Source organism: Xylanimonas protaetiae (assembly GCF_004135385.1).
Taxonomy (GTDB): Bacteria; Actinomycetota; Actinomycetes; order Actinomycetales; family Cellulomonadaceae; genus Xylanimonas; species Xylanimonas protaetiae.
In genome coordinates this window covers 2,216,167-2,233,120 of record NZ_CP035493.1, presented here as the reverse complement: position 1 = coordinate 2,233,120, position 16,954 = coordinate 2,216,167, and the positions used below count along the sequence as shown (strand labels likewise).

Sequence of the window (16,954 nt, the reverse complement as noted above, 5' to 3'; positions counted from 1 at the left end):
TGGACCGAAGGTGTTGGTTGACCTGCCCCAAAACGGCAGATCGAGGTACCTCCCGAACGATGCGGCGTGGCGAGTGGGCAACGCCGGGAGGCCCGACGTCGGCCCAGGGATGTTGCGGACGAGACCGTCATCGCAGTGCTCGTCGGTGACGATCGTACGAGCGCGCGTGCATGCCCTCCCCCAGGTGTTGCCGACGCTTCAGTCCGGTAAAGGGGCTCGTGCCGTCCTGGTCCAAGGACCCGAGCGGCGGGGCGCGCATGATCAACGCGCGCGTCGAGACCCTGACCGACAAGCCGGCGTTCGCCAAGCCGCTCGCCGTGCGGCGCTGCCTCGTGCCCGCCGACGGGTACTACGAGTGGCGGAGGCTGGGCCTGCCGCCGGGCGCGAAGGCCACGGCGAAGGCGCCCCGGCAGCCGTACTGGATCCACCGCGACGGCGAGCCCGTGCTGTTCGCGGGCCTGTACGAGTTCTGGCGTGACCGCACCAAGGCGGGCGACGACCCGGCGCGCTGGCTCGTGTCCACCACGGTGATCACGACGGCGGCGTCGGCCCCGATGGCGCACGTCCACGACCGCATGCCGGTGGCGCTGCCGCCGACGGCGTGGGACGCGTGGCTGGACCCCGCCGTGGGAGCGGAGCAGGCGGCCGGGCTGCTGGACGACCCGCTCGCGGAGTTCGCGCTGCGGCCCGTGACGGACCTCGTCAGCTCCGTGCGCAACAACGGCCCCTCGCTGCTCGACGAGGACCCGGAGCCGATCGGCTAGCGCCGGCCGGGAGGCTCAGCCGGCGGCGTACGCCCGCTGGAGCCGCACGGGCCTCATCGCGCCCAGGCCCTGCAGCTCGGCCTCGGGCTGCTCGGTGAGCGCGTACCGCGACGACGTCGCGAGCAGCGCCGCCGTCGCCGGGTCGATGAGCACCTCGCCGGGCTCGGACGCCTCGGTGAGCCGGGACGCGAGGTTCACCGACGGCCCGAACACGTCGCCGAACCGGGCCAGCACGCGGCCCCACACGAACCCCACTCGCACGGGGATCTCCGGCCCCTCCGGGCTGGCGGTCGCCAGGCGCAGCGCCATCTCGGCGCCGATCTCCACGGTGTCCCCGACGAACAGGACGGCGTCGCCGACGGTCTTGACCACGCGTCCGCCGGCCTCGGTGACGATGTCGCGCGCACGCGTCTCGAAGAGCTGGACGAAGTCGGACAGCTCCTCGGACCCGAGGCCCGCGGTGCGCTTGGTGAACGACACGATGTCGACGAACCCGACGGCACGGCGCAGCGGCAGCTTGTGCTCGTTGCGCTCCCCGCCACGCGCCCCGGCGAACTCCGTCGCGTACCGGCCCGTGACGGCCGCGAGCTGGCGGCGCCAGGCGTGCTCGAGCTGGCGGGCCAGGATGTCGGCGAGGTGCGGCAGGTTGTCCAGCACGGTCAGGCGCGCGCTGACGTCGTCGAGCCCGTGGTACCGGGCGGCGTGCTCGACGAACGCCTCCGTCTGCCACAGCGCGAGGCGCTCGGTGGTGTGCCCCATGGACCGCACGAGGGTGCGCAGCGCCTGCTCGTCGAGGTGCTCCGCGGCGGCGAGCTGTGCGATCTCGCGCAGCGACTCGAGGTCGGAGTCGGTGAACCACCGCTCCGTGGCGTGCTGGACGGGCAGGCCGAGCCAGCGCCAGTAGTCCTCGATGAGGTCGTGCGTCAGGCCGGTGCCCTCGACCAGGTCGTCGAGCGTGTACCGCCGCGGACCGCCGAGGATCTCGAGGTCGATCCGGGCCGCCGTGTCCCCTGTCGGTTCGGGTACGGGGCCAGGCCGGGTGTCGCTCGTCACGTCGTCAGTGTAGGTGGGGGCCACGGTGCTCAGGCGCGGCGCAGGTGGTGGACGTCGCCCGCGGTCACCATGCGCACGCTGCCGTCGTCGCGCGCGACGACGAGCGCCCCGTCGACGGTCAGGTGCGCGGCGCGGCCCTCGACGACGCCGGCGCCGCCCGCGAGCTCGACGCGCACCGACGCCCCGAGGGTCGCGCAGCGGTCGGCGTACTCGTCGGCGAGCGACGGTCCCCCGCCGGGTCCGGGCGCGTGCACGTCGCCGTCGTCGGCGGCCCAGCGGCCCACGACGGCGGCGAGCTCGGCGAGGTACGCGGTGAGCAGCGCGGTGCGGTCGAGCGCGCTCTCGGGTGCGCCCGCCAGCGCGAGCGACGTCGCGGTGGGCACCGGCAGCTCGACGGCGGGCTGCGTGACGTTGAGCCCGACCCCGACGACGACGCCGTCCCCGCCCGGCACCCCCTGCGCGAGGATCCCGGCGACCTTGCGCCAGGGCCCGAACCCGTCGACCTCGTCGGCGGCGGGCAGGAGCACGTCGTTGGGCCACTTGAGCGAGGCGGGCACGCCCGCGGCCCGCAGCACGCGCACGACGGCGACGCCCGTCAGCAGCGGGAGCCAGCCGAGCGCGTCGGCGGAGGCGGCGGGCCGCAGCAGGGTCGAGACGGTGAGGGCGGCGCGCGGCGGCGTCTCCCAGGTGCGCCCGGCGCGGCCGATGCCGGCCGTCTGGTGCTCGGCCGCGAGCGCCGCGGGGGCGGCGAGCGGCTCGCCCTCGCGCTCGGCCTGCGCGGCGATCTCGAGCAGGAGCGTGTTGGTGGACGGGGCGGCGTCCACGACGTCGACGCTCGCCCAGGCGCCCGCGGGGCGCAGGGCGGCGGCTCGGACCTTCTCCACGTCGATCAGGGCGCGCTCGCTCACGCCCCCCATCCTGGCGGAGTCCGCGTCGCGGCGTCGAGGGAGCGGCCCTGGGCGCTCGGTGCCGGCGCGGGGCCGTTGTGGGGTTCCGCCAACGGGCGCGCGCGTTTCGCGTCGTCGGGAGCATCGATCTGTACCTATCGGCCAACTAGGCTCCTTCCTCGTGAACGTCGCCACGCCCACCCTCACCGGGACCGCAGCCAAGCTCGCCGACCTGGAGCGCCGCCGCGCGGCGGCCGTCACGGAGCCGGAGGCCGTGGCGCAGGAGAAGCAGCACGCGCGCGGCAAGAAGTCGGCGCGCGAGCGCATCGAGGCGCTGCTGGACGAGGGCTCGTTCGTCGAGCTCGACGCCCTGGCCGCGCACCGCTCGCGCAACTTCGGGCTCGACAAGAAGCGCATCCCGGGCGACGGCGTCGTGACCGGCTACGGCACGGTCGACGGCCGCCAGGTGTGCGTGTTCTCGCAGGACTTCACGGTGTTCGGCGGCTCGCTGGGCGAGGTGCACGGCCAGAAGATCGCCAAGGTGCAGGACCTCGCGCTGCGCACGGGCGTGCCGATCGTCGGCATCTCCGACGGCGGCGGCGCCCGCATCCAGGAGGGCGTCGCGGCCCTGACGCAGTTCGCGGAGATGTTCCGGCGCAACGTGGCGGCGTCGGGCGTCATCCCGCAGATCTCGCTCATCCTGGGGCCGAGCGCCGGCGGCGCCGTGTACTCCCCCGCGCTGACCGACTTCATCGTCATGGCCGACGGCACGTCGAACATGTTCATCACCGGCCCGGACGTCATCCGGTCCGTGACGGGCGAGGACGTCGACTTCGAGACCCTCGGCGGCGCGCGCACCCACAACCAGAAGTCGGGCGTCGCGCACTACCTGGGCGCGGACGAGGACGACGCGATCGACTACGTGCGATCGCTCATCGGGTACCTCCCGCAGAACAACCTGGGCGACCCGCCGTCGTTCCCGCCCGAGGAGCCGGACACCGAGGTGGGGCCGCTGGACGAGGCGCTCGACACCCTGATCCCCGACTCGGACAACCAGCCGTACGACATGCGGACCGTCGTGGAGACGGTGCTGGACGAGGACACGTTCCTCGAGGTGCAGCCGCTGTTCGCGCCTAACGTGCTGGTCGGGTTCGGGCACGTCGAGGGCCAGGCCGTGGGTGTCGTCGCCAACCAGCCCATGCAGATGGCCGGCACGCTCGACATCGACGCGGCCGAGAAGGCCGCCCGCTTCGTGCGCACGTGCGACGCGTTCAACCTGCCCGTGCTGACGTTCGTGGACGTGCCGGGCTTCCTGCCCGGCGTGGGCCAGGAGCACCAGGGCATCATCCGCCGCGGCGCCAAGCTCATCTACGCGTACGCCGAGGCCACGGTCCCGCTCGTCACCGTCATCACACGCAAGGCGTACGGCGGCGCGTACATCGTCATGGGCTCCAAGCAGCTCGGCGCCGACGTCAACCTCGCGTGGCCGACGGCGCAGGTCGCCGTCATGGGCGCGGGCGGCGCGGTCAACATCCTCCAGCGCCGCGCGCTGTCCGACGTGGCCTCCGCGGGCGGGGACGTCGAGGCCGAGCGCAAGCGCCTCACCGACGCGTACGAGGAGGCGATCGTCAACCCGTGGGACGCCGCCGAGCGTGGCTACGTCGACGCCGTCATCCGGCCGTCCGAGACCCGGCTCCAGGTGGTGCGGGCCCTGCGCGCGCTGCGGACCAAGCGTGCCAGCCTCCCGCCCAAGAAGCACGGCAACATCCCCCTCTGAGAGACTGCCACGATGAGCCACGAGGACCAGACCCACAGCCCCGCCCCGCTGCCGGGCACCGACGTCGCCCCGCTGCACGCGGCGGTCGAGGCGCTGGCCGCGGCACTGCACGAGTACGTGGACACCGCCGCCGGCGTGCGCGCGGAGTTCGGCGCCGCCGAGTCCGACGAGGACCCGCGGATCCTCGCGCTCGAGAACCGCGTGGGCCAGCTCAACGCGGGCCTGTTCGACGCGCTCCACGACGCGCTCGGCATGCACCCCGACCTCACGAGCTCGGTGTGGGAGCCGTCCGACGACGAGCAGGACCACGAGCACGACCACGACCTGCCCGACGGCGTCGAGCGCGCCGAGGTGTTCTACCTCGGCTTCGTCGTCGCGTCCCCGCCGGACTCGGCGGACATGACGCTCGACGGCATGATCGACGTGCTCGACGAGGCCGGCGAGGACGCGACCACCCGGTTCGCCGACGCCGGCTACGAGGTCGTGGAGTGGGCCGCCTCGCGCGGCGCGGCCCCGGGCTTCGGCGACGACGACGAGGACGAGGACGACGAGTGACGCCCGCCGTCCGGATCGTCCGCGGCGCGCCCGACGAGCTCGAGGTCGCGGCGCTCGTCGCCGGCCTCGCCGCGGTGGCCGCGGCGTCGGGCCTGCCCCACGACGAGGCGCCCATCGCGGAGTGGACCAACCGCACCCGCTCGGTGCGCGGCAACGGCGCGGGCGCGACGGCGGCCACGTTCGGCGGCCGCGAGGGGCGCCACAACGCCGACGCGTGGCGCTGGAGCCTGCGCAGCTGACGGCCGAGCCTGCACAGCTGACGGCGGCCGATCCGCGCGGGGGCCAGGCCCACCGCGCGTCGGTCCCCCGGCACGCGTCGCGCCGGTGAGTAGTCTCGCGGGGTGACCCAGGCCAGCACCCCGCGCCCCCCGTCCGCCATCGACGCCGTCGCCGACGGCTACGTCGCCAAGGTCGCCGAGCTCGACCCGCTCGCCGCGTCGGCCATCGGCCTGCCCGGCTACGACGACAAGATGACCGACCTGTCCCCCGCGGGCCACGACGCCCGCGCGGACCTCGACCGCGCGACGCTCGCCGCGCTCGCGGAGCTCACGCCCGCCGACGACGTCGACCGCGTCACGCTCGCCGCGATGCGCGAGCGCCTCGGCCTGGCCCTCGAGCTGCACGAGGCCGGCGAGCCGCTGGCCGACCTCAACGTCATCGCGTCCCCGCTCCAGGGACTGCGCGACGTCTTCGACGTCATGCCCACGAGCACCGTCGAGGCGTGGGAGAACATCGCCTCGCGCCTGACCCTGCTGCCGGGCGCCGTCGACGGCTACATCGCCTCGCTCAGCGAGGCCGCGCGGCGCGGCAACGTGCCCGCGATCCGCCAGGTGCGCGAGGGCGTCGCGCAGGCGCGCGAGCTCGCCGGCGCCGAGTCGTTCTTCGCGTCGTTCGTCCACGGCAAGGACGCCGAGGTGCTCGACGACTCCGCCGCGTGCTCGCTCGTGCGCAAGGAGCTCGAGCACGGCGCCACCGCGGCCCGCGAGGCCTACGACCGGCTCGCCGCGTTCCTCGAGACCGACCTCGCCCCGCAGGCCCCCGAGGCGGACGGCGTCGGGCGCGAGCGCTACGGCTTGTTCTCCCGCCAGTTCCTGGGCGCCACGGTCGACCTCGACGAGACCTACGCCTGGGGCGTCGAGGAGCTGGCCCGCATCGTGGCCGAGCAGACCGCGGTGGCCCGCGAGATCGCCGGCCCCGGCGCCACGGTGGAGGACGCCGTCGCGAAGCTGGAGGCGGACCCGCGCTACCAGCTCCACGGCACCGACGAGCTGCGCGCGTGGATGCAGGAGACCGCCGACCAGGCGATCGCCGACCTGGACGGCGTCCACTTCGACATCTCCGGCCCGGTCCGCACGATCGAGTGCCTCATCGCGCCCACGCACAACGGCGGCATCTACTACACCCCGCCGAGCGACGACTTCTCGCGCCCCGGCCGCATGTGGTGGTCGGTGCCGCCGGGCGTGACGGAGTTCGGCACCTGGCGCGAGAAGACGACCGTGTTCCACGAGGGCGTGCCGGGCCACCACCTGCAGTGCGCGGAGGCGGTCGTCGCCCGCGACACGCTCAACTCGTGGCGCCGCCTCCTGTGCTGGGTGTCGGGCCACGGCGAGGGCTGGGCCCTGTACGCCGAGAAGCTCATGGACGAGCTCGGCTACCTGTCCGACCCGGGCGACCGCCTGGGCATGCTGGACGCCCAGCGCATGCGTGCGGCCCGCGTCGTCTTCGACATCGGCGTGCACCTGGGCCTGGAGGCGCCGCAGGAGTGGGGCGGCGGCACGTGGGACGCCGAGAAGGCGTGGCCGTTCCTCAAGGCCAACGTCAACATGAACGAGTCGTTCGTGCGGTTCGAGTACAACCGCTACCTCGGCTGGCCGGGCCAGGCTCCCGCGTACAAGGTGGGCCAGCGCCTGTGGGAGCAGGCCCGCGACGAGGCTCGCGCCCAGGCCGGCGACGCGTGGGACGCGAAGGTGTTCCACGCCAAGGCGCTCGCTCTGGGCTCCGTGGGCCTGGACGTGCTGCGCGACGCGCTGGCCTGACGCCGCACGGGTGGCCACCATCTGAGATTGTCGTCCCAGATGATGGCCACCCCGGCATAGCCTCGCCCGCATGAGCGGCATCCTCACCGGCTTCGCGATCATCGGCGTCGTCGTCGCGGCCGGGTACGTGTGCGCCCGGCTGCGCATCGGCGGCGCGGGCGCCCAGGAGGCGCTCAACCGGATCGCGTTCTTCGTCGCGATCCCCGCCCTGCTCTTCACGGTCATCGCCGACGCCGACCTGCACGCGCTGCTCTCCGCCCCGCTGCTGGTGCAGGCGTCGGCCGCCGTGCTCGCGGCCGCGCTGTTCCTGCTGGTCCACGCCGTCCGGCTCCACCTCACGGCGTCCGAGGCGACCGTCGGCGCCGTCGCGAGCGGGTACGTCAATGCCAACAACATCGGCCTGCCCCTCGCCGCGTACGTGCTCGGCGACCCCACCGTCGTCGTGCCCGTGATCCTGCTCCAGCTGCTGGTGCTCGCGCCGATCACGCTCACGCTGCTCGACGCGCAGACCTCCGGGCGCGTGTCACCTCGATCGGCGCTGTGGTTCGTGCTGCAGCAACCTCTTCGCAACCCGATCATCCTGGCGTCCGTCGCGGGCGCCGTCGTCAGCGGGTTCGGGTGGGGCGTGCCCGACGTGGTCCGCCAGCCGCTCGTGATCCTCGGCGGCGCCGCGATCCCGATGATGCTCATGGCGTTCGGCATGTCGCTGCACGGCTCGCGCCCGCTGCGCGCGGGCTCGTCGCGGCTCGCGGCCGCCACGTCCGCGGCCGTCAAGGGCGTGGTCATGCCCGTGCTCGCGTACCTGCTCGCCCGCTACGCGTTCCGGCTCGACGACGACGCCGTGCTGGCGTCGGTGCTGCTCGCCGGCCTGCCGACGGCACAGAACGTCTACAACTACGCGGCGCGCTACCGCCGCGGCGAGGTCCTCGCGCGCGACACGATCCTGGTCACGACCCTGACGTCCCCAGCAACCCTCCTCCTCGCCGCCGCCATCCTCGGCTGAGGGTGTCGCGCGACCCTGGATGTCCGGTTCTGGGTCGCCAGAACCGGACATCCAGGGTCGCGCGACGGGATAGCGCCTAGCCTGGGCGCGTGGCTTCCGTGCATGTGGTTCTTGCCTCCCAGTCCCCCGCCCGTTTGAGCACCCTCAAGGCCGCGGGCGTCACCCCCACCGTCGTCGTGTCGAGCGTCGACGAGGACGCCGTCCTGGCCGCCGCGCGCGAGCGGTTCGGGGAGCTTGAGCCCGCCGACGCCGTGCTGCTGCTCGCCCAGGCCAAGGCCGAGGACGTCGCCCGCCGCGTCGAGGACGACGAGACGACCGCCGACATGCTCGGCGCCCGCCTCTCCGACGCGGTCGTCGTCGGCTGCGACTCCATGCTCGAGCTGGACGGCGAGATCCTGGGCAAGCCGGCCGACGCCGACGACGCCGTCGCCCGCTGGCAGGCGATGCGCGGCAGGGCCGGCACGCTCCACACGGGCCACTGGGTCGTCGACCTGCGCGACGCGGCGGACGGCGGGACGGGCGCGACCCTCGGCGCGACGTCGTCGGCCGTGTGCCACTTCGCCGACATCGACGACGACGAGATCCGCGCCTACGTCGCCACGGGCGAGCCGCTGCGCGTCGCGGGCGCGTACACGATCGACGGCCTCGGCGGGCCGTACGTCGACCGCGTCGAGGGCGACCACCACGGCGTCGTCGGTATCTCGCTGCCGCTGCTGCGCGAGCTGCTCGACGAGATCGACGTCCCCTGGCGCGCGCTCCGCGACTGACGGAGGCCCCACCACCGCCCGCGATCGTTTGGTGGGTTCCCACAAACGCCCCGCGAGGGCGTTGGCCGCAACGGGGCCGGTCCGCACGCGGGTGCGGGCGATACGGTGAGCCGTGCCCATCACCAAGGTCCTCATCGCCAACCGCGGCGAGATCGCCGTCCGGGTCGCGCGCGCGTGCGCCGACGCCGGCCTCGCGTCCGTCGCGGTCTACGCCGATCCCGACCGTCAGGCGCTGCACGTGCGCGTCGCCGACGAGGCGTTCGCCCTCGGCGGGGTCCGGGCCCAGGAGACCTACCTCGACGTCGCGAAGCTGCTCGACGTCGCCCAGCGGTCCGGCGCCGACGCCGTGCACCCCGGGTACGGGTTCCTCTCCGAGAACGCCGCGTTCGCGCAGGCCGTCATCGACGCCGGGCTCGTGTGGATCGGCCCGCCGCCCGCCGCCATCGAGTCCCTCGGCGACAAGGTGAGCGCGCGCCACATCGCGCTGCGCGCCGGCGCGCCCCTCGTGCCGGGCACGCCCGACCCCGTCGAGTCGGCCGCCGAGGTTGTCGAGTTCGCCCAGGAGCACGGCCTGCCCGTCGCCATCAAGGCGGCGTTCGGCGGCGGCGGCCGCGGCCTCAAGGTGGCCCGCACGTTCGAGGAGATCGAGGAGCTGTACGAGTCCGCGGTGCGCGAGGCCGTCGCCGCGTTCGGGCGCGGCGAGTGCTTCGTGGAGCGCTACCTGGACCGCCCGCGCCACGTCGAGACGCAGTGCCTCGCCGACGCGTTCGGCACCGTCGTCGTCGTCTCCACGCGCGACTGCTCGCTGCAGCGCCGCCACCAGAAGCTCGTCGAGGAGGCCCCCGCGCCCTTCCTCAGCGCCGAGCAGAACGCCGAGCTGGACCGCGCCTCGAAGGCCATCCTGCGCGAGGCGGGCTACGTCGGTGCCGGCACGTGCGAGTTCCTCGTGGGCGTCGACGGCACCATCTCGTTCCTCGAGGTCAACACCCGCCTCCAGGTGGAGCACCCAGTGACCGAGGAGGTCACGGGCATCGACCTGGTCCGCGAGCAGCTGCGCATCGCGAACGGCGAGGCGCTCGGCTACGAGTCGACCACGGTGCGCGGCCACAGCCTCGAGTTCCGCATCAACGGCGAGGACCCCGCCGCGGGCTTCCTGCCCGCCCCCGGCAAGATCACGACGCTGCGCTGGCCGTCCGGCCCGGGCGTGCGCGTCGACACGGGCGTCGTCGAGGGCGACACCGTCTCGGGGAGCTTCGACTCGATGATCGCGAAGGTCATCGTCACGGGCGCCACGCGCACCCAGGCCGTGGAGCGCGCCCGCCGCGCGCTGCGCGAGCTCGAGGTCGAGGGCATCCCCACGGTCGTGCCGTTCCACCGGGCCGTGCTCGAGGCGCCCGACTTCGTCGGCGACTTCCGCGTCCACACGCGCTGGATCGAGACCGACTTCGCCGACGCCGTCGCCGCGCTGGCCCCCGCCGCCACGCCGACGCCCGACGACGAGGACGAGGAGCTCCAGCCGCAGGCCGAGCGCGTCGTCGTCGAGGTGGGCGGCCGCCGCCTGGAGGTGGTGCTGCCCGCCGGGCTGGGCGTCGCCGCCGGGCGCGCCCGCACGGCCAACGCGCGCGGCGCGGCCCAGCGCCGCCCGACGGCCCGCCGCAACGGCGGTGCCGGCCGCGGCGCGACGGGCAACACGCTCGCCTCGCCGATGCAGGGCACCATCGTCAAGGTCGCCGTCGCGGAGGGCGCCGAGGTGGCCGAGGGCGACCTCGTCGTCGTGCTCGAGGCCATGAAGATGGAGCAGCCGCTGCTCGCCCACAAGGCGGGCACGATCACCGGCCTGACGCTGACGCCCGGCGCGTCGGTCTCGGCGGGCACGTCGATCTGCGAGATCGCGTAGGCGGTCGCCCGCCCGATCGGAACGTGGTTCCGGGATCGGCGCGTGCGATGCGCCGCACGCTCCGATCCGGTGCGCACGCTCCGATCGCGGCCCGCGCGGCAGCGCACCCCGCGCGCTACCGCAGCTGCACCACCAGCAGCGTGTCCCACTCGTGCTCGGGCACGTCCGGCGGCGACACGTAGACCTCGCGGGAGTGCGACGTCGTGTCGTACCCTTCGGCGGCCAGCCGGTCCAGGTACGCCATCCACGCCGCCCCCAGCGTGTCCGGGCCGCCGTGGTGGACCAGGACGGCGGCCCGCTCGAGTCCCGGCAGCGTGCCGACGTCGAGCCCCGGCACCTCCGTGACGTCGGCCGCGACGGGGAACGCGACGACGATGCGCACCGCGCCGGGCTCGCCCTCGGCGGCAGCCTCGTAGACCCCGAGCGGCGGGCCCGCGACGGGCACGCCCGCGGCGTCGAGCAGCGCGGGCACCTGCCCGAACAGGGGCCCGACGACGGGTCCGACGAACTCGGGCCCCATCCGCGGCGCGAACGCCTCCAGGCGGGCGACGTGCTGCTCCGGGACGGCCCGCACCTCGATCTGGGGCTCGCTCATCTCCTGGTCTCCCATCTCCGGGTCTCCTCCGTGACGTCCTCGACCCACGGGTCCAGCGTGCCCCCGGCGCCGTCGGCCGTGCGCGGCGAGGCGGCGGTCCCGGGCGGCGTCGTTCCGGGCGGCGTCGTTCCCGGCGGCGTCGTCGTCTCCGGCGCGGCCGCCTCGGGCGGGACCGTCTCGGGCGGCGTCGTCTCGGGCGCGGCCGCGAGCGCCGCGAGCGACCGCCGCGTGGGCGGCAGCGCGAGCAGCGCGCCGACGAAGGCGACCAGCAGCGCGCCGGCGACGACCAGCAGCGACTCGACGGAGTACCGGTCGGCGAGCGGCCCGAACACCACCATGCTGAGCGGCATCCCCACGGACATGACGATGCCGAAGAACCCGAACACCCGCCCCTGGTACTGGGGCTCCACGGTCGTCTGCATGAGCGTCATGGCCGGGGCGAACATGGTGGCGTAGGTCGCGGAGACGACGAAGCCGAGCGCGAAGAACACCCACATGGTGGTGGCGAGCCCGAGCAGCCCCGTGAACACCCCGGCGCCCACCACGGACGCGACGATGATCGCCATGTGCCGCTTCACGCGCGGCCCGAGCGCCGCGATGACGAGCCCTGCCCCGAGCATGCCGATGGACCAGGCGACCTCGTTGGCGGTGAGCTTCCAGACCTCGTCGCCGAACGTGCGCGCCACCATGAGCGGGGTGAGGAACGCGGGCGCCCCGACCAGCAGCATGGTCACGGCGAACAGCACCATGAGCCAGCGCACGGCGGCGTGCCGCACCACGTACCGCAGGCCCGCGCGCAGGTCGTCGAGGTAGGCGGGGGCGTCGCCGGGCCCGGTGGGCCGCACGAGGCGTGCGACCGGCACGAGCGCCAGCAGGCCGACGCCGATCATCGCCGTCACCACGTCGACGAAGAAGACGGCGACGATGTCGAAGCTGGCGTAGATCCCGGCCGCGACCACGGGGGCGAGCAGCATCATCGCGGACTGGATGGACTGGTTGAGCCCGTTGATCCGCAGGAGCTGGTCCTCGGGGACGACCTGCGGGATCATCGCGCTCACCGCGGGCGTCTGGACGCCCGCGAACGCGGAGCGGACCGCGAGCGCCGCGTAGATGAGCCACAGGTCGTCGACGCCGGAGGCCATGACGAGCGCGAGCCCCAGCGTGACGACGGCGATGGCGGTGTCGGAGCCCATGATGAGCCACTTGCGGTGGTGCCGGTCGGCCCAGACGCCGCCGAGCACGCTGACGAACGCCTGCGGCAGCATGCCGAAGACGATCGACCACATCATCACGGTGCCGGAGCGCGTGGTGATGGTCAGGTGCCACATGACCGCGTACTGCACCAGCATGGAGCCGAGCAGGGAGACCGTCTGCCCGGCCAGGAAGATGGTCGCGTTGCGCTTCCAGCCGGGCATCGTCGTGGTGTCCGTCATGATCGGTTCCGACGCCGCGGCGTCCCGCGACTCATCGGTCACCCGTCCGTGCGGCCCGAGATGTCGAGGGGTCCGACTAGCCTGGCGCCATGCCCAGCCCCGGCCCGCACCACCGCCACGACGGCGACGGCTGGGTCGCGTGCTCCTTCGGGGACGCGGAGCACCGCCACTGGGGCCTGTACGGGGCGGCGGGGCTGCTGCTGGCACGCCGGTCGCCCGGCGGCGTGGTCTCCGACGTCGTGCTGCAGCACCGGGCCCTGTGGTCGCACCACGGCGGCACGTGGGGCATCCCGGGCGGGGCGCTGGCCGCGGGCGAGGACGCCGTGACGGGGGCGCTGCGCGAGTCGGCGGAGGAGGCGGGCATCGCGGCGGGGCTCGTGCGCGTGGTCGGCCGGCACGTGCTCGACCACGGCGTGTGGCGGTACACGACCGTGGTCGCGGAGGTGCGCGACGGCGTCGACCTCCAGCCTGCGGTGACGGACCTGGAGAGCCTGGACGTGCGGTGGGTCTCGGTGCGCAAGACGGACCGCCTGCCGCTCCTGCCGGCCTTCGCGACGGCGCTGCCTGGGCTTCTGGCCCTGCTGGAGGCGCCGAGCCGCCCCGGCGCGTGAATTACCACACGGGCGTGTTGTGGAATTCGACCTGGCTCGTATAGCGTGCGGTCCTGTCGTCAGGTAAGGCTCACCTATCCCCGCCGGGGACGTCTCCAGGAGTGACATGCTCGCCAACTTCCTCATCGGCCTGCGCGAGGGCCTCGAGGCCGCCCTGGTCGTCGGGATCCTGGTCGCCTACCTGGTGAAGTCGGAGCGCCGCGACCGTCTGCCGCAGCTGTGGGTGGGCATCGGCGTCGCCGTGGCCGTCTCGCTCGGGTTCGGCGCCCTGCTCACGTTCGGCCCCCAGGGGCTGTCGTTCGAGGCGCAGGAGGCCATCGGCGGGACGCTCTCGATCGTCGCCGTCGGGCTCATCACCTGGATGATCTTCTGGATGGGCAAGACGGCCCGGTTCCTCAAGGGCAACCTCGAGCACAAGCTCGACGAGGCCGTCGACGCCGGCCGCTGGGCCGTCGCGGTCATGGCGCTGCTCGCCGTCGGGCGCGAGGGGCTCGAGACGGCCCTCTTCCTGTGGGCCGGGGCGCAGGCCACCGGCGCCTCGACGCGGCCGCTGCTCGGCGCCGTGCTGGGCCTCGCCGTGGCGGTCGTGCTCGGCTGGCTCGTCTACCGCGGCGCGCTGCGCCTCAACCTGCGCACGTTCTTCCGCTGGACCGGCGTGCTCCTGATCGTCATCGCCGCCGGCGTCCTCGCCTACGGCGTCCACGACCTCCAGGAGGCCGGCATCCTGCCCGGCCTGTACGCCCTCGCCTTCGACGTCTCCGCGCAGGTCCCGCCGTCGTCCTGGTACGGCACGCTCCTCAAGGGCGTCTTCAACTTCTCCCCCGCCACCACGTGGCTCCAGGCCGTCGCCTGGGTGCTGTACGCGGTGCCGACGCTGTACCTGTTCGTCCGCACGGCGTTCGGCAGCCCCAAGCCGGCCGCGCCCGCCCGGACGGCCCCGCAGGCCGTCGCCGCCTGACCTCCCTCCCCCGTCACCCTCCCGGTCCGACCCGAAGGATCATCGTGCCTCGCAAGACCCTGACGCTCCCGCGCGCTCTGACGCGCTCGCTCCCGCTCGCCGCCCTCGCGGCCGCAGCGCTCGCCACCGCCGCCTGCACGCCGAACGACCCGGCCGCCGCCGCCGGCGACGACGCCTCCGCAGGCGGCCCTGCGACCGTCACCGTGAGCAGCACGGCCGACGCCTGCACGCTCTCGGCCGCCGAGGCGCCGTCGGGCAACGTCGTCTTCAAGGTCACCAACGACGGCGACGACGTCACGGAGTTCTACCTGCTCGCCGAGGACGGCCTGCGGATCGTCAGCGAGGTCGAGAACATCGGCCCGGGCCTGTCGCGCGACCTGGTGCTCACGGCCAAGCCGGGGTCGTACCAGACCGCCTGCAAGCCGGGCATGGTGGGCGACGGCATCCGCGCCCCGTTCACGGTCACGGACTCGGGCGCCGACGTCGCCCCGACGGGCGCGATCGCCGACCAGATCGCCGCGGCGACGACGTCGTACGTCGCCTACGTCAAGGACCAGACCGAGCAGCTGCTGGCCGGCACCCAGGAGTTCGTCGCCGCCTACAAGGCGGGTGACGACGCCACGGCCCGCGACCTGTACGCCCCCACCCGCGCGCACTGGGAGCGCATCGAGCCCGTCGCGGAGTCGTTCGGCGACCTCGACCCGCGCACCGACCTGCGCGAGGCCGACCTCGAGGCGGACCAGGAGTGGACCGGCTGGCACCTGCTCGAGAAGGACCTGTGGCAGCCGCAGCCCGACGCCAACGGCGGGGTCGCCTACACGCCGCTGACCGACGCGCAGCGCACGCAGTACGCCGACCAACTGCTCGCCGACACCCAGGAGCTGAGCGACCGCGTCCACGCCGACGACTTCCCCGCCACCATCGACGCCGCCGCGATCGGCAACGGCGCCAAGGGCCTGCTCGACGAGGTCGCCACGGGCAAGGTCACCGGCGAGGAGGAGATCTGGTCCCACACCGACCTGTGGGACTTCCAGGCCAACGTCGACGGCGCCCGCGTGGCCTTCGAGGACCTGCGCGACGTCGTGACCGCGAAGGACTCCGCCCTGGCGGACCAGCTCGACACCCGCTTCGGCGCCCTGCAGACGCTGCTCGACGGGTACAAGCAGGGCGACGGGTTCGTCTCCTACACCGACCTGAGCGAGGCCCAGGTCAAGGAGCTCGCCGCGGCGGTCGACGCCCTGAGCGAGCCGCTGAGCAAGCTGACCTCCGCGGTGGTCCTGTGACCGACCCGCACCACGGCGCAGCCGCCCCCGCCGACCCGGCGGAGGGCGGCTCCGCCGCGTCCGGCGTCTCCCGCCGCTCGCTGCTGGGCTTCGGCGGCGCCGGCCTCGCCGCGCTCGCCGCGGGGTTCGCGGGCGGCCTGGGCACGGGCCGCGCGACGGCGGCGCCCGCCGCGCCCGCGCCGGCGTCCGACGTCGTCCCGTTCCACGGCACGCACCAGGCGGGCATCGCCACGCGCGCGCAGGACCGGCTGCACTTCGCCACGTTCGACCTCACGACGACGTCGCGCGACGACCTGGTCGACCTGCTCCAGCGATGGACCGTCGCGGCCGAGCGCATGACGCGCGGCCTGCCCGCGGGCGAGCTGGGCCCCGTCAGCGGCCCGTACGAGGCCCCGCCGGACGACACGGGCGAGGCCCAGGAGCTCAGCGCCGCCAACCTGACCATCACGTTCGGCTTCGGTCCGTCGCTCTTCGACGACCGGTTCGGGCTCGCGGACCGCCGCCCCGCGCTGCTGGAGGACCTGCCGCACTTCCCCGGCGACATGCTGGAGGACGCCCGCACAGGCGGCGACCTGGCCGTGCAGGCCTGCGCCGACGACCCGCAGGTGGCCGTCCACGCCATCCGCAACCTCGCTCGGATCGCGTTCGGCACGGCCCAGGTGCGGTGGTCGCAGCTCGGCTACGGCCGCACGTCGCGCACGTCCCAGGCGCAGGCCACGCCGCGCAACCTCTTCGGCTTCAAGGACGGCACAGCGAACATCCTCGCGGAGGACGCCGCAGCGCTCGACGAGCACGTCTGGGTCGCCGGCGCCGACGACCCGGACGCCGCCTGGCTCGCGGGCGGCTCCTACCTGGTGGCCCGCCGCATCCGCATGAACATCGAGACGTGGGACCGGGGGTCGCTGCACGAGCAGGAGACGATCATCGGCCGCACCAAGGGCTCGGGCGCCCCGCTCTCGGGCGGCAAGGAGGGCACGGAGCCCGACTTCGCCCGCCAGGGCAACGGCGGCCAGCCGCTCATCGACCCGGCGTCGCACGTGGCGATGGCCCATCCGGACGCCAACGGCGGGGTGCGGATGCTGCGCCGGGGCTACAACTACACCGACGGCTCGGACGGCCTGGGGCGCCTCGACGCGGGCCTGTTCTTCCTCGCGTTCGTGCGCAACCCGGCCACGCACTACGTCCCGATGCAGAACGCGCTCGCCAAGAACGACCTGCTCTCGGAGTACCTGCGCCACACGGGCTCGGGCCTGTGGGCGGTCCCGCCGGGCACGCGCGACGGCGGCTGGGTGGGCCAGGCCCTCTTCGACTCCTGACCCCCTCCCCTTTCGGCGT

Annotated in this window: 16 protein-coding genes; 12 read left to right on the top strand and 4 right to left on the bottom strand. The window is 74.1% G+C overall.

The window, feature by feature from the left end; all coding sequences use genetic code 11:
- Window positions 1-218 precede the first annotated feature (218 nt).
- The gene (locus ET471_RS10285) at window positions 219-764 is read left to right on the top strand and encodes an SOS response-associated peptidase (protein WP_242496245.1); all 546 of its coding nucleotides are present in this window, start codon (window positions 219-221) and stop codon (window positions 762-764) included.
- A gap of 15 nt (window positions 765-779) precedes the next feature.
- Here the strand turns inward: ET471_RS10285 and ET471_RS10280 are convergent, their stop codons facing one another.
- A complete protein-coding gene (locus ET471_RS10280) occupies window positions 780-1,817 on the bottom strand; it encodes an adenylate/guanylate cyclase domain-containing protein (RefSeq protein WP_129188068.1) in 1,038 nt (345 codons plus the stop codon).
- Window positions 1,818-1,846: 29 nt separating this feature from the next.
- Window positions 1,847-2,725: a biotin--[acetyl-CoA-carboxylase] ligase gene (locus ET471_RS10275; protein WP_242496244.1), complete on the bottom strand. Its 879-nt coding sequence runs from the start codon at window positions 2,723-2,725 to the stop codon at window positions 1,847-1,849.
- Between the two features lie 160 nt (window positions 2,726-2,885).
- Between ET471_RS10275 and ET471_RS10270 the strand changes: the two genes are divergently transcribed.
- From ET471_RS10270 to ET471_RS10240, 7 genes are all read left to right on the top strand, one after another.
- On the top strand, window positions 2,886-4,481 hold the full coding sequence (locus tag ET471_RS10270) for an acyl-CoA carboxylase subunit beta (RefSeq protein ID WP_129188064.1): 1,596 nt from the start codon (window positions 2,886-2,888) through the stop codon (window positions 4,479-4,481).
- Between the two features lie 12 nt (window positions 4,482-4,493).
- Window positions 4,494-5,036, top strand: a complete 543-nt coding sequence (locus tag ET471_RS10265; RefSeq protein WP_129188062.1) for a hypothetical protein — start codon at window positions 4,494-4,496, stop codon at window positions 5,034-5,036.
- Complete coding sequence (locus tag ET471_RS10260) at window positions 5,033-5,275, top strand: acyl-CoA carboxylase epsilon subunit (protein ID WP_129188060.1); 243 nt, start codon at window positions 5,033-5,035, stop codon at window positions 5,273-5,275. The genes ET471_RS10265 and ET471_RS10260 overlap by 4 nt, the downstream gene beginning before the upstream one ends.
- Before the next feature lie 102 nt (window positions 5,276-5,377).
- Window positions 5,378-7,072 carry a DUF885 domain-containing protein gene (locus ET471_RS10255; protein ID WP_129188058.1) on the top strand — a complete coding sequence of 565 codons (1,695 nt, stop codon included), beginning with the start codon at window positions 5,378-5,380 and terminating at the stop codon, window positions 7,070-7,072.
- A 70-nt stretch (window positions 7,073-7,142) separates the two neighbouring features.
- Entirely contained in the window at window positions 7,143-8,075 is a 933-nt protein-coding gene (locus ET471_RS10250) for an AEC family transporter (RefSeq protein WP_129188056.1), read from the top strand.
- A gap of 89 nt (window positions 8,076-8,164) precedes the next feature.
- A complete protein-coding gene (locus ET471_RS10245; protein ID WP_129188054.1) occupies window positions 8,165-8,842 on the top strand; it encodes a Maf family protein in 678 nt (225 codons plus the stop codon).
- 112 nt (window positions 8,843-8,954) lie between these two features.
- A complete protein-coding gene (locus tag ET471_RS10240; RefSeq protein ID WP_129188052.1) occupies window positions 8,955-10,739 on the top strand; it encodes an ATP-binding protein in 1,785 nt (594 codons plus the stop codon).
- 115 nt (window positions 10,740-10,854) lie between these two features.
- Here ET471_RS10240 and ET471_RS10235 read toward each other — a convergent pair whose 3' ends face one another.
- Window positions 10,855-11,334: a GyrI-like domain-containing protein gene (locus tag ET471_RS10235; RefSeq protein ID WP_165350470.1), complete on the bottom strand. Its 480-nt coding sequence runs from the start codon at window positions 11,332-11,334 to the stop codon at window positions 10,855-10,857.
- Entirely contained in the window at window positions 11,331-12,767 is a 1,437-nt protein-coding gene (locus tag ET471_RS10225; RefSeq protein WP_242496242.1) for an MFS transporter, read from the bottom strand. The genes ET471_RS10235 and ET471_RS10225 overlap by 4 nt, the downstream gene beginning before the upstream one ends.
- A gap of 89 nt (window positions 12,768-12,856) precedes the next feature.
- On the opposite strand from ET471_RS10225, the gene ET471_RS10220 reads away from it, so the two are divergent.
- The 4 genes from ET471_RS10220 (at window position 12,857) to efeB (ending at window position 16,935) form a co-directional block, all read left to right on the top strand.
- Complete coding sequence (locus ET471_RS10220; protein WP_129188048.1) at window positions 12,857-13,378, top strand: NUDIX domain-containing protein; 522 nt, start codon at window positions 12,857-12,859, stop codon at window positions 13,376-13,378.
- 106 nt (window positions 13,379-13,484) lie between these two features.
- Entirely contained in the window at window positions 13,485-14,336 is an 852-nt protein-coding gene (gene efeU, locus ET471_RS10215) for an iron uptake transporter permease EfeU (protein ID WP_129188046.1), read from the top strand.
- Between the two features lie 44 nt (window positions 14,337-14,380).
- Window positions 14,381-15,619 carry an iron uptake system protein EfeO gene (gene efeO, locus ET471_RS10210; protein WP_242496241.1) on the top strand — a complete coding sequence of 413 codons (1,239 nt, stop codon included), beginning with the start codon at window positions 14,381-14,383 and terminating at the stop codon, window positions 15,617-15,619.
- On the top strand, window positions 15,616-16,935 hold the full coding sequence (gene efeB / locus ET471_RS10205) for an iron uptake transporter deferrochelatase/peroxidase subunit (RefSeq protein WP_129188044.1): 1,320 nt from the start codon (window positions 15,616-15,618) through the stop codon (window positions 16,933-16,935). The genes efeO and efeB overlap by 4 nt, the downstream gene beginning before the upstream one ends.
- Window positions 16,936-16,954: the final 19 nt, after the last annotated feature.

Bases quoted from the DNA above. Each gene is read 5' to 3' on its own strand.
- ET471_RS10250 (WP_129188056.1), top strand. From the start codon at position 7,143: ATGAGCGGCATCCTCACCGGCTTCGCGATCATCGGCGTCGTCGTCGCG.
- efeU (WP_129188046.1), top strand. From the start codon at position 13,485: ATGCTCGCCAACTTCCTCATCGGCCTGCGCGAGGGCCTCGAGGCCGCC.
- ET471_RS10265 (WP_129188062.1), top strand. From the start codon at position 4,494: ATGAGCCACGAGGACCAGACCCACAGCCCCGCCCCGCTGCCGGGCACC.
- ET471_RS10235 (WP_165350470.1), bottom strand. From the start codon at position 11,334: ATGAGCGAGCCCCAGATCGAGGTGCGGGCCGTCCCGGAGCAGCACGTC.
- ET471_RS10220 (WP_129188048.1), top strand. From the start codon at position 12,857: ATGCCCAGCCCCGGCCCGCACCACCGCCACGACGGCGACGGCTGGGTC.
- ET471_RS10225 (WP_242496242.1), bottom strand. From the start codon at position 12,767: ATGACGGACACCACGACGATGCCCGGCTGGAAGCGCAACGCGACCATC.